12 protein-coding genes and 1 tRNA gene are annotated in these 11,657 nt (G+C 52.6%); 8 read left to right on the top strand and 5 right to left on the bottom strand.

What is annotated here, in order from left to right; translation table 11 throughout:
* Positions 1-151 precede the first annotated feature (151 nt).
* Positions 152-224: transfer RNA gene (locus Q8Q07_02445), tRNA-Ala, on the bottom strand.
* A 157-nt stretch (positions 225-381) separates the two neighbouring features.
* Here Q8Q07_02445 and Q8Q07_02440 point away from each other — a divergent pair.
* Complete coding sequence (locus Q8Q07_02440) at positions 382-1,206, top strand: sulfite exporter TauE/SafE family protein (GenBank protein MDP3879150.1); 825 nt, start codon at positions 382-384, stop codon at positions 1,204-1,206.
* 6 nt (positions 1,207-1,212) lie between these two features.
* On the opposite strand, the gene ychF is transcribed toward Q8Q07_02440, so the two are convergent.
* Both ychF and Q8Q07_02430 read right to left on the bottom strand, forming a co-directional pair.
* Positions 1,213-2,340, bottom strand: coding sequence for a redox-regulated ATPase YchF (gene ychF / locus Q8Q07_02435; protein ID MDP3879149.1), 1,128 nt, complete (start codon positions 2,338-2,340; stop codon positions 1,213-1,215).
* A 15-nt stretch (positions 2,341-2,355) separates the two neighbouring features.
* The gene (locus tag Q8Q07_02430; protein ID MDP3879148.1) at positions 2,356-2,577 is read right to left on the bottom strand and encodes a hypothetical protein; all 222 of its coding nucleotides are present in this window, start codon (positions 2,575-2,577) and stop codon (positions 2,356-2,358) included.
* A gap of 135 nt (positions 2,578-2,712) precedes the next feature.
* On the opposite strand from Q8Q07_02430, the gene Q8Q07_02425 reads away from it, so the two are divergent.
* From Q8Q07_02425 to Q8Q07_02415, 3 genes are read left to right on the top strand one after another with little or no spacing between them, the layout of a single operon-like run.
* A complete protein-coding gene (locus Q8Q07_02425) occupies positions 2,713-3,966 on the top strand; it encodes a 3-isopropylmalate dehydratase large subunit (GenBank protein MDP3879147.1) in 1,254 nt (417 codons plus the stop codon).
* 39 nt (positions 3,967-4,005) lie between these two features.
* Complete coding sequence (locus Q8Q07_02420) at positions 4,006-4,515, top strand: 3-isopropylmalate dehydratase small subunit (GenBank protein ID MDP3879146.1); 510 nt, start codon at positions 4,006-4,008, stop codon at positions 4,513-4,515.
* Positions 4,516-4,542: 27 nt separating this feature from the next.
* Positions 4,543-5,622: an isocitrate/isopropylmalate dehydrogenase family protein gene (locus Q8Q07_02415; GenBank protein ID MDP3879145.1), complete on the top strand. Its 1,080-nt coding sequence runs from the start codon at positions 4,543-4,545 to the stop codon at positions 5,620-5,622.
* Positions 5,623-5,906: 284 nt separating this feature from the next.
* Here Q8Q07_02415 and Q8Q07_02410 read toward each other — a convergent pair whose 3' ends face one another.
* Complete coding sequence (locus tag Q8Q07_02410) at positions 5,907-7,157, bottom strand: homocitrate synthase (protein MDP3879144.1); 1,251 nt, start codon at positions 7,155-7,157, stop codon at positions 5,907-5,909.
* A 516-nt stretch (positions 7,158-7,673) separates the two neighbouring features.
* Between Q8Q07_02410 and pyrF the strand changes: the two genes are divergently transcribed.
* Positions 7,674-8,492 carry an orotidine-5'-phosphate decarboxylase gene (pyrF, locus tag Q8Q07_02405; GenBank protein MDP3879143.1) on the top strand — a complete coding sequence of 273 codons (819 nt, stop codon included), beginning with the start codon at positions 7,674-7,676 and terminating at the stop codon, positions 8,490-8,492.
* Positions 8,493-8,536: 44 nt separating this feature from the next.
* Here pyrF and galT read toward each other — a convergent pair whose 3' ends face one another.
* Complete coding sequence (gene galT / locus Q8Q07_02400) at positions 8,537-9,589, bottom strand: galactose-1-phosphate uridylyltransferase (protein ID MDP3879142.1); 1,053 nt, start codon at positions 9,587-9,589, stop codon at positions 8,537-8,539.
* A 213-nt stretch (positions 9,590-9,802) separates the two neighbouring features.
* Here galT and Q8Q07_02395 point away from each other — a divergent pair, with 213 nt between their 5' ends.
* From Q8Q07_02395 to Q8Q07_02385, 3 genes are all read left to right on the top strand, one after another.
* Positions 9,803-10,810: a DRTGG domain-containing protein gene (locus Q8Q07_02395; protein ID MDP3879141.1), complete on the top strand. Its 1,008-nt coding sequence runs from the start codon at positions 9,803-9,805 to the stop codon at positions 10,808-10,810.
* An 84-nt stretch (positions 10,811-10,894) separates the two neighbouring features.
* The gene (speD, locus tag Q8Q07_02390; GenBank protein MDP3879140.1) at positions 10,895-11,278 is read left to right on the top strand and encodes an adenosylmethionine decarboxylase; all 384 of its coding nucleotides are present in this window, start codon (positions 10,895-10,897) and stop codon (positions 11,276-11,278) included.
* Positions 11,275-11,657, top strand: a 383-nt coding sequence (locus Q8Q07_02385) for a hypothetical protein (GenBank protein ID MDP3879139.1), incomplete at its 3' end; no start/stop codon positions are given. The genes speD and Q8Q07_02385, both read left to right, overlap by 4 nt.

Here is an 11,657-nt window from a genome sequence, read left to right as displayed (position 1 = left end):
ATTCGAACCAACGATATTATAGCCGCTGAGAGGTGTTAAGTTTCAAGTTAGGTTCTCACTTTTGGGAAGACCACGGAAAGGTTATCGAGAAGACTCTTTCTGAAAACAGACGGCGACGCCCGCGAATGGTTCTAGGTATCGTCCCCTTAAGTGGAGCTGAGGGGACTCGAACCCCTGACCCCCTCCGTGCAAAGGAGGTGCTCTCCCAGCTGAGCTACAGCCCCATGGCAAAAATATTATATCAGCAAAGAGTCCTGTTCACAATTGAAACAGCAAAGCATTGATATAACCGCTGTTTGGTACTGATGGTAGTAATTGAGCTTCAGAAGGCTTATACTTACCAGAGAGCCATTAGTGGCTCTCTGGGGAAACACATCCGAAATGACATTTAATTACATCATCATCCTGCTGGCCTGTGGCGCAGGCGTTGGTTTTCTTGGAGGTTTGCTGGGTGTGGGTGGTGCCTTCATGATGACGCCGGTACAATACCTGGTCTATATTCATATGGGGATCCCCACTGATACCGCAATCAAGCTGGCATTCGGTACCAATCTGATGGTGGTATTATCCACCACCCTCAGCGGCACATGGAGACACCACCGCCTGAAGGCGGTGCGCTGGAGAGCAGCGCTCACCATGGGCAGTTGCAGCCTGCTAGGTGCCCTCGCGGGAGCTACCATCGCCGTGCATCTCCCCGGAGCCGCATTAAAGTCAGCCTTTGGAATCGTGGTACTAGCCGGCGCAGCCAGTATGCTTATTGCCAGAACACCAAGGATTGAAAAAACCCCTGAGAACAATCCCTGGATATGGGCAGCCTGGGCATTACCCGTTGGCATCATCACCGGCCTCATTGGAATCGGTGGCGGCATCATGGTAATTCCGGTGATGACACTGGCCCTCAGGTTCAGGATGCATAATGCCATCGCTACATCCCTGGCGATGATGATATTAACCAGCATCGGCGGAGTCATCGGCTATATCACCAACGGTATCGGTACTGCGGACTTACCGCCGTATTCAATCGGATACGTTAATCTGCAATCCTGGTTGTTACTGGCGGTGCCCAGCATCGGCATGGTGCAGCTTGGAGCAATTACAGCCCATCGCATACCAGCCAGGCAATTGAAGTATCTATTTATTGCCTTAATGTTGTATGTAGGGTTTAAAATGATCGGGCTCTTCGACTGGCTGGGCTGGCCTCTGTAAAACCATTCAGACATTGAACAGAAAGTTGATGACATCTCCATCCCGGACTAAATAGTCCTTCCCCTCCAGGCGCAGAAGCCCTTTCTTACGCCCCTCAGCCAGGCTGCCACACTGTACCAGGTCTTCATAGCTGATGACCTCAGCCCTGATGAAACCCCTCTCTATATCGGAGTGAATTTTACCGGCGGCTTTAACCGCAGTGGTAGTACCGGGAATAGACCAGGCTTTAACCTCATCCGAGCCTACCGTAAAGAACGAGATTAGTCCGAGTAGCTCATAGGACAGCCTGATAACTCGCTCAAGCCCGGTTTCTTTCAATCCGTAGTCGGCGCGCAGAGCGTCAGCGGCGCTATCTTCCAGTTGTGCCAGTTCCATCTCCAGCTTACCGCAGATAGTAATCAGGCGGCACTGCGGCCGGGAATAGCGTGAGCCTAGCTCGGCGGTTAAAGATTCCGACTGTGACAACTGCTCCTCGCCGATATTCACCACTATCAGCACCGGCTTGGCGGTAAGAAACTGGTAGCCGGCGATAGCTTTGACTTCCCTGGCAGATAAAGGCACTTCCCGGATTGGAACGTCTTTTTCGAGTTCAAGCTTAATCCTGAGGAGCAGTTCTTGCTCTTGCAGTATACCGGAGCGCTCAGACGGCTTAGCCCCTTTCAAGGATGCCTCTATCCTCCCCAGTCTCTTTTCTACTAGAGCCAGGTCAGAAAAAGCCAGCTCCATATCCATATTGGTAATATCCCGCTCTACATCCAGGCTTCCTTCAGTATGAGGGACGCTTTCATCTTTAAAGGCCCTGACTACGTTGATAAGGACGTCTACATTACTGAGTTGAGTCAGTAACTGCCCGCTGATACCTTTTTCCACCAGGCTCTTAACTGAGGCACCGATATCGGTATAGGTTACCGAAGCTGGCACCAGGCTCCGGGGCCGGAACATATCAACCAGCACTTTAAGGCGAGGATCAGGTACTTTAGCGGTGCCGACATGCAGCGCCGAGCTTTCCTGCCCGTATCCTCCCGTATCCACGCTTCCTCCGGTCAAAGCGTTGAAAATGGTCGTCCGGCCGCTCTTAGCCAGTCCTACAATACCGACATCAACGCTCATCAGCCTGACCGCAACTCCTATCAACAGTCTGGAAACCTGTCACTTGCCTGCCTTCACTATTGACATAGCATACTTCAAAGCAAGTTCCCTGTCTTTTCTCGTTAACTGCTCATTAGCCGCTAAACTCAACAGAGACAGAAGCGCTTCATGGCTGCCAATATCACCAATCAACTTTATGGCGTTAGCCCTTAATTTCCTATCCATCACCATGTCAGTGGCAACAGCAACCAGCTTTGTTAGCTCATCAGTTTGTTGTGACATATCTGTTTCTCCTTCCATCCCGTTTCATACCGGCCAGGCAGATCACTTCTCCGTATTTTACTCTCTATAGCAGCATTCTTCAATGCGAGGGATTGACTTTTCCAGTCAACCCCTCTAAAATGCCAGTATAGTTAGATGGGTAAAACTCTAGCCGAGAAAATCCTCAGTTCAAGGTCTGATACAGACGCCTTAGCCGGTGACATAGTTGTTGCCCGGCTGGATGTGGTATTCATCCAGGATACCACCGGCCCCCTGACTTTGAGACAGCTGAAAGAGACCAAGCTGACCCGTATTCACAACCCTCAAAAGACCCTCCTGTTCCTCGACCACTCAGCACCCAGTCCGGCGCGGCAGCTTTCCAACGACCATATCTTCCTGCGCAGCTTCGCCCAGGAGACGGGAGCTATTTTAAGTGATGTTGGCGAGGGAATCTGCCACCAACTGGTTGCCGAATCACACGCCAGGCCGGGAGATGTTATCATCGGCTCTGATTCTCACACCGTCACCGGCGGCGCTCTGGGAGCGTTTGCCACCGGCATGGGATCCACGGATGTTGCCATCGGCATGGCCCTGGGCAAGACCTGGCTGCGGGTACCGGAGACAATCAGGATAAACGTTAACCACCGCTTTGTCCGGGGTGTTTATGCCAAAGACCTTATCCTGCACCTCATCGGACTGATTGGAGCCGATGGCGCCACCTATAAAGCGCTGGAGTTCGGCGGTGAAGCCATCACCACGATGTCAATGTCCGGGCGGCTCACCATTGCCAACATGGCGATTGAGGCCGGGGCTAAAGTAGGACTCTTCCCCGCCGACGGCGTCACCGAGGAATATCTCCACAGCCAGGGCAGAGGAGAGCAATACACCGCCCTCAATCCGGACCCGGACGCTACCTACGAGAGCACCATAGAAATAGACGCGGCCAAACTTGAACCTACCGTATCAAAACCTCATACTGTAGACAACACTGCTCTGGCCCGGGAGCTTAAAGGGACACGCATCGACCAGGTCTTTCTGGGCACCTGCACCAACGGACGTCTGGAAGACATCGAGCTTGCCGCCAATATGCTGAAAGGCCAGAAGCGGCACCCCCGTACCCGGCTCGTCATTGCGCCCGCTTCCAAAAAGGTTCTGCTGACCGCTATAGAAAAAGGTTACATTACGACACTTATTGAGGCGGGAGCCAACATTGTCCCGCCCGGCTGCGCCGCCTGCCTGGGAGTGCACCAGGGAGTACTGGGAGATGGTGAAGCCTGCCTGTCCACGGCTAACCGTAATTTTAAGGGGCGTATGGGTAACCCGGAGGCCTTCGTCTACCTGGGCAGCCCGGCAACGGCCGCGGCTACGGCCATCCGTGGTGAAATCACCGACCCCAGGGAGTTTCTGTAGACTCAAGCCATCTTTGAGAAAGCTAAAGAGAGTTTAAGAATGTTAAAAGGTAAAGCTTTTAAGTTTGGCGATGATATCTCCACGGACTATATCGTTCCGGGAAGGCTGGCGCACCTGCGCAGCAACCTGCCGGAACTGGCCAAGCATGTACTGGAAGACGCTGACCCGACGTTTGCCCAACGGGTACGGCCGGGTGATTTCGTGGTGGGGGGCAAGAACTTCGGACTTGGCTCCAGCCGGGAACATGCCCCGCTGGTCATCAAAATAGCCGGAGTCAGCGCCATCCTCGCCAAATCAGTCGCCCGCATCTTCTTTCGCAACGCCATTAACATCGGTCTGCCGGTGCTCATCTGTGATACCGACGCCATCAATGACGGCGATGAACTGGAAGTGGACATGGAAAAAGGTGTCGTCACTGACCTGACCAACGGGGCTGAACTCCGTTTCAGCAAGATGCCGGAGATAATGATTCGCATCCTCGATGAAGGCGGACTTACCCCCTACATCAGCAAATACGGAGACTTTACCCTCGGCTCAGTTACGGGATAGCCGGAACTCAAATCCACGGAGGTGACCTTGGCAGAATACAATGTGACGCTGGTACCGGGTGATGGAGTCGGGCCGGAGGTTGTTGAAGCCGCCAGGCGGGTGCTCGAAGCTACCGGGGTAAAATTCCGCTGGGACGTGATTAACGCCGGGGCTGATGCGCTGGAGAAAGAGGGCAGCCTGCTGCCGGAGCGCCTCCTCGAATCAATCCGCCAGAACAAGATTGCCCTCAAGGGTCCAACCACCACTCCGATAGGTACCGGCTTCCGCAGCGTCAATGTCGCGCTTCGCCAGTTACTGGACTTATACGCCTGCCTGCGCATCTGCCGTAGCTATCAGGGTATTCCTTCCCGGTATGAGAATGTCGACCTGGTAGTTGTGCGGGAAAACATGGAAGACCTCTATGTCGGCATCGAGTTCGCTAAAGGCACCCCTGAAGCAGCGGAGTTACTTACCTTTATCCGCCGGAATACGGAGAACAAGGTAGCTGATGACTCCGGCATCGGCATTAAACTGATTTCGGAGACCGGCAGCCGCAGAATTGTCACCTTCGCCTTTGAATACGCGCGGACTAATAATAGACAAAAGGTGAGCGCCATCCACAAAGCCAACATCATGAAGTTTTCTGACGGCCTGTTCCTTGATGTCGCCCGCCAGGTAGCCAAATCCTACCCCGATATTGAATTCGAGGATGTCATCATCGACAACCTTTGTGCCCAGCTCGTGCAGCGGCCAAACCAGTTTGACGTGCTGGTACTGCCCAACCTCTACGGAGACATTATCTCCGATTTGTGCGCCGGGCTTGTCGGTGGCCTCGGCGTAGCCCCGGGAGCAAACATCGGCGATAATCTGGCCGTTTTCGAACCTACTCACGGCAGCGCTCCGAAATACACCGGCTTGAACAAGGCTAACCCGCTGGCGACGATTCTATCCGGCGTGATGATGCTGCGCTATCTCAACGAAAAAGCGGCGGCGGACAAACTGGAAGCAGCCGTGGCTGCCATCATCGCGGAAGGGAAATCAGTCACCTATGATTTGAAACCGAACCGCGACGACCCCACCGCTGTTGGGACCGCCGAGATGGCTGATGCCATCATTGCCAGACTTTGAAGAAAGCTCCCTCTGAATAAAGCACGGCTTTAACATGACAAGAGGCAGTCCCGAGAAAATCCGGACTCAGAATCCATTTTGAGAAGCTAAGCCCATCTTCCAGCAGACCTGGCTCTGCCATCCCAGTGTAATATCTCAGAGATTACTTTACAATCATTGTGCCCATTTTATCAGTCCCGCATTGTCATTCCCGCGAAAGCGGGAATCCGGCATCACCACCCCATCTGGATTCCGTATCGAGTACGGAATAACAGGCATTGTTAAGGTGTTACCGGGACACTACACTAGCGGACTGATGAATCAAGGGGTGTCAGGGTAAGCAGGTCACGGGCAATCTCCGGATACTGGGCAATAAAGCACAGCTCGTCAGTCACCAGGGGCTTTTGCGCCAGGACATTGGCGTATCTCACCAGTTCCAGAATCTCAGCAGCGTCATCTCTGCCCTTAAAGTCTATTTCCATCTGGCCCATAATATGAACAAAGCCGGATATCCCGCTGTACTGACCGGAGCTTATCTCGCGGCCGGTCTCCACCATCTCCGGGTCACCCCGCCCCAGTTGCTTAAAATCGTAGAGTTCGGAGTGTTGCGGGTCTTGCAGCACGCCGTCCGCATGGATGCCCGAGCTATGAGCGAAAGCATTGGCGCCAACACCGGGCTGATTGATGGCGATAGGCACATTAAAAGCGTAGCTGGCATATTTGCAAATCTTCCACGCTTTTGACAGATCAACCGGCATACCGAACTCATATTTGCCAGCGACACCCTTAGCCTTCATCAACGCTAAAATCACCGCCACCAGGTCAGCATTACCCGCCCTCTCTCCAATACCATTAACAGTGGTATTAATATAGGCGTCCTGACCACCATCAATAACACCCATTGCCCCGGCAACGGAGTTTGCCACCGCCATTCCCAGGTCACCATGGCAGTGCAGTTCAACGGGTATTGCCGCTTCCTGCGCCAGCAGTTTACAGGTCTCATAGATGGTGAAAGGGATATCATAACCCAGCGTATCACAGTAGCGGAAGCGGTCAGCGCCATGCTCCTTAAGCGTGGAGGCAAAATGAAGCAAGAATTTAATATCAGTTCGGGAAGCGTCCTCCGCATTAACGCCCACGCTGCGCGCGCCATGCGCCCTGGCTGCCTCCAGTGCTTCCACTGCCATATCCAGTATATCCTGTTCACTCTTTCTACCCTTAAACTTACCGTTAATCATCTGGGTAGAAGTAGAAATGGAGAGATTAAGGTCTTTTGTCTCCGGCACCAGTTTAAATGTTGTCTCCACATCTTCAGCCGTTGCCCGTATCCATCCTTCCAAACGGATAGGTTGTAATACCCCCATCTCCTGCAACTTGAGATTTGCCCGCAGGTAATGCGACTCATGCCGTGTCGTCGGAAAGCCAAACTCGCTCTGAAAGACTCCCATCTCGTTCAAATACATGTTTATCATCGTCTTCGCCAGTTTGGAGAGTCCCAGCTTGGCCGTTTGCACGCCATCGCGATTAGTCACGTCAATTAAATATATTTTACCCACCAATTTACACCTGCCTCCGACTTCAATTAAGGTCTGTTTAATTAATAATATACAATAATATGCACGGGACTGTCGACTGTCAAGCTTCCAGAGAGAGACTAATGCTTAGTTTCGTAATTGAGTTATCTTATGCGCGCCGATGGTTCGACAAGCTCACCACGAACGGCGCACCCTTCGACAAGATCAGGGCGAGCGGAATTATATGTGTACCTATTTTTGAAACTAAGCACTAGTTGACGCCTATCCCCTTAATCCCCTTCCCTCAGGGAAGGGGAAAGTATTTTCTAAGAGAGAAGGGGCTTTGCCCCTTCTCTCTATCTCTCTTCCCTATCTCCTGATAGGAGAGGGGAACAAAGGGGGTAAGGTCAAAGCTCCATTGTGATATCCTTCCCGAGAAGATGAAATGTAAGAGGGTTCTCTTGTTTCGCTGGAAACTCCCGTGACTGCCACTTGACGTTAAGCCGCAACGGTTGCTATGATAACCTGCCCGCGGATAAAACCTGGCCTGAGGGACTGATGAATTTCATTGAAAAGCTAACCGGAATCACCAGCAAAAACAGGAGCTTACTCTGTGTGGGTCTCGACCCGGACCCGGCGCTGATGCCTGACGGAATCGGGGTCTTCGAGTTCAACAAGGCGATTGTTGACGCCACGGCTGACCTGGTATGCGCCTACAAGCCGAACTTCGCTTTTTACGAAGCCCTGGGAATCGCCGGAATTGAGGCATTGAAACGGACCATTGAGTACATACCGGAGGAAATCCCGGTAATCGCTGATGCCAAACGGAATGACATCGGAAATACGGCAAAAGCCTATGCCAAGGCTATTTTCGCCACCCTTGACTGTGACGCGACCACCGTCAATCCATATTTAGGCTTTGATTCGATTGAGCCATTCATCCAGTACCATGAAAAAGGGGTACTCATCCTGTGCCGGACTTCCAACACGGGCGCCGTCGATTTCCAGGACCTCTCCTGCAAGATAGAGGGCGGCCGGCGCCCCCTGTTTGAGGTAGTCGCTATGAAAGCCAGAGAGTGGAACATCCATGGTAATATTGGCCTGGTGGTCGGCGCTACCTTTCTCGATGAATTGAAGCTAATCCGGCAGGCTTACCCGGAAATGCCGCTGCTGATACCGGGTATCGGGGCACAACGGGGAGACCTGGCTTTAACCGTCCGCTACGGAGTTAATACTCAGGAAGGAAAGACGATTATTAACTCGTCGCGGCAGATTATCTACACGTCACGGGAGAAAGATTTCGCCGTAGCGGCGCGGCGTACCGCCCTGGAACTGCGCGACCAGATTAACGCCCACCTCACTGACGCTACCTCATAGACCTGTCTCAGCCGGCGACCACCGCCTGAGACAGGAACAAGGGCTCAGACTTCCGGCGGCGGTATCAGGCAGACCTTCCCCTCTTTAAGATAGGCGATGCAGCACTGCCTCATCAGCCTGGCTGTTTCTTCGGGTAATGCGGGACTGATATAGATACCCGAGCCTATTTCAAAGCCGGCGATGGTAGTCAACCTCGGCACGATGCGGATATGCCAGTGATAATACGGGTCATCTTCATCAACCGTGGTCGAGGTGTCAACCATAAGGTTAAAGGCAGGATTATCGAGTTCACTGTACATGCAAAAGAGGGTATCCTTTAACACCGTGGACAGCTCGGCGAGACGCGAGTGAGGTACCAGTCCAAAAGAAGCGCAATGTTCCTTGGGAACAATCCAGCTCTCCCATGACGCCCGTGAGGCATAAGGATGAAAGATGACGAATTGGTCAGTCTCCGCCACAATCCTCTTCCCGCCTTTCAACTCTTCCGCGAGCATCTCACAGTAGAGGCAGCCCCCCATATCAACCAGGTAATCGTGGGCCACATCATATCTGCGGTGGTAGTAGGGGGTTATGATAGGCGTAGCCACAAGCTGAGAGTGAGGATGTATCAGGGAAGTCCCTGATGCCCAGCCGTGGTTCTTGAAAATGGTGATGAACTTAAGATGATGGTTCTCCTTTAACGCATTGTACCTTTGCTGGTAAGCCGACAGCACCCGTTCTACCTGCTCGTATGTCATCAACGCCATCAGCTCATTATGATGCGGGCTTTCAATGATTACCTCGTGTACCCCGAAACCACCCATTTTGCGGGCAAAATGTCCTTCCTCCGTCCTCTCCATATCTGCTTCAGCAACCAGCGTGGGGAAACGGTTAGGCACCACTCTCACCGCCCAGGACGAGTCCCCTTCCGGGGAAGGAACCCTGAAGACTTCATCAGGAGTCTGGCTCTCGTTGCCCAGGCAGAATGGGCAGGCCGCATCCCAACCGGGCAAGTCCTCGGCGTGCTTTACTCTGGGAGCTTGCTGAGGCCGCTTACCTCTCTCCGGAGCGATTATTACCCACTCCCTGGTGGTAGGGTCCTGTCTTAGCTCTGACATCTTACCTCTCGCCAGCTATTGCACAAGTATATAATATTATGTAAGGCAGACCCGAGTCATACCTGTATTTCTCATAGATGACCCGCCCCAGCCCTGAATATAACCCTTGAATTACGCTCCTGTCAACTCCCGGCTACGGGTTAGCCCTTTACCGATAACACAATAAGAGTTATAATAAACCAGTCTGTCAAAATCTGCCGAATGAGGTGCAGCTTGATTACTTTGTTGGTTACTTCTTCAGGGACGGGTAGCGGAAAGACCACGGTCTGCGCGGGCCTGGGCCGGTACTGGCTTGCCGGTAACAAAAAGGTAGGCTTCTTCAAACCAGCTATCGCCGACGGCAGCAATCAGGCAGCCGAAATTGACAGTGACGCCGTATTCCTGAAACAAGTCTTCGCTTTAGAGGAACCGATGGAACTGATTCAGCCGACCTTCAAAAATGAGAGCGCTCTGAAAAGCAGCATCAAAGAAGCTTACGGCCGGGTCTCCCGGGGTAAAGATATTGTCATTACTGAAGGAGTCTCCGGTCAGAGCCGGATTGACTCCAGCCTGGTAGAAGCCCTGGATGCCAGAGTCATTGTTGTCGAAGACTATACTCAAGAACCGCTAACAACGATTGAGCGCTACCGGGCTTTCGGGAAGCGCTTACTGGGCATAGTCTTAAATAAAGTACCCGCCAGCCGTCTGGAACAGGTACGCGCCGGCATACCCAGCCGCCTGGGACAATCAGGGTTAAACGTCCTGGGATTGCTGCCCGAGGACAGGGTACTCTTTACGTTAACTATCGGAGAACTGGCGGAAGACATTCACGGAGAGCTTTTGCGTGGCGCTGATAAATCAGGAGAACTGCTGGAAAGCTTTATGGTAGGAGCCAAAACTGTGGATTCCGGTCTGCAGTACTTTAATCTCAAGGACAACAAGCTGGTAGTTGTTCCGGGTGAGCGCCCGGATATGCAGTTAGCCGCCCTGCAGACCTCGACGAGGTGCCTGGTTGTGACCGGTACTGTCCCGCCTATGCCGATTATACTTCAGCAGGCGGAAGAAAAGGATGTCCCTGTTATCCTTACCAGAAACAACGTCACGAGCGTAATAACTGACATTGAAGATACCCTGGGTAAAACCAGGTTCAACCAGGAGAACAAACTGCCACGACTGACAGCGCTAATGGAACAGCACTTCGACTTCGCTACGCTGGATAAAAAGCTCAGTACCGCCAGTTAAGCTAACCGGTCAAACCATCCATTTAGTCCCTGGTTTAACTTAGAGACCAGGGACTTCAAAAAATCTTCTAAGGAGGGCAGGTGATTGAATGCATTAGGAAAACATTTACTGTTGGAACTGAAGGACTGCAACCGTGAGGCATTGAACGACCTGGACTTTATCAAGAGTATCCTGCCGGCAGCCGCGATTGAAGCCGGAGCTACCGTGCTGGAGAAATCTTTCCACCAGTTTAACCCCAAAGGAGTCAGCGGAGTGGTAATCATCGCTGAATCTCATCTCTTTATTCATACCTGGCCGGAATGCGGCTATGCCGCCGTTGATATCTTCACCTGCGGGGATACCGTGAATCCGGAGAAAGCCGCATGGAAACTGATAAAGGGACTCGGTTCTAAAAACCACTCTATCCTGGAGATACAGAGAGGAATTCTGGACAGCCAGCCGGAACAGTCCGGGGCAGCAAAATTATGAACATCGACCCCGATAAATGGTTTTCCGATAGAATAAGCGAGCATTTTATTCAGGTACACAGTATCCAGGAGGTGCTGTACCGGGGACAGACGAAGTTCCAGTCTATTGATATCATCCGTACCGGCGGCTTCGGTAAATGCCTGTTCCTGGACGGCAAGGTGCAGTCCAGCGAGGTTGACGAGTTCATCTACCACGAGGCTCTGGTCCAGCCGGCGATGGTAGCTCACCCCCACCCGGAGACGGTATTTATCGCCGGGGGCGGGGAGGGCGCCACCTTAAGGGAGATATTATCCCACAATACGGTGAGTAAAGCGGTGATGGTTGACATCGATGCCGGGGTAATCGATATCTGCCGGCAGTTCCTGCCTGAATACAGCCG

Source organism: Dehalococcoidales bacterium (genome assembly GCA_030698765.1).
Taxonomy (GTDB): Bacteria; Chloroflexota; Dehalococcoidia; order Dehalococcoidales; family UBA2162; genus JAUYMF01.
This window is presented reverse-complemented; position numbering and strand designations above follow the sequence as displayed.

Bases quoted from the DNA above. Each gene is read 5' to 3' on its own strand.
- Q8Q07_02440 (MDP3879150.1), top strand. From the start codon at position 382: ATGACATTTAATTACATCATCATCCTGCTGGCCTGTGGCGCAGGCGTT.
- Q8Q07_02430 (MDP3879148.1), bottom strand. From the start codon at position 2,577: ATGTCACAACAAACTGATGAGCTAACAAAGCTGGTTGCTGTTGCCACT.
- Q8Q07_02425 (MDP3879147.1), top strand. From the start codon at position 2,713: ATGGGTAAAACTCTAGCCGAGAAAATCCTCAGTTCAAGGTCTGATACA.
- Q8Q07_02420 (MDP3879146.1), top strand. From the start codon at position 4,006: ATGTTAAAAGGTAAAGCTTTTAAGTTTGGCGATGATATCTCCACGGAC.
- pyrF (MDP3879143.1), top strand. From the start codon at position 7,674: ATGAATTTCATTGAAAAGCTAACCGGAATCACCAGCAAAAACAGGAGC.
- galT (MDP3879142.1), bottom strand. From the start codon at position 9,589: ATGTCAGAGCTAAGACAGGACCCTACCACCAGGGAGTGGGTAATAATC.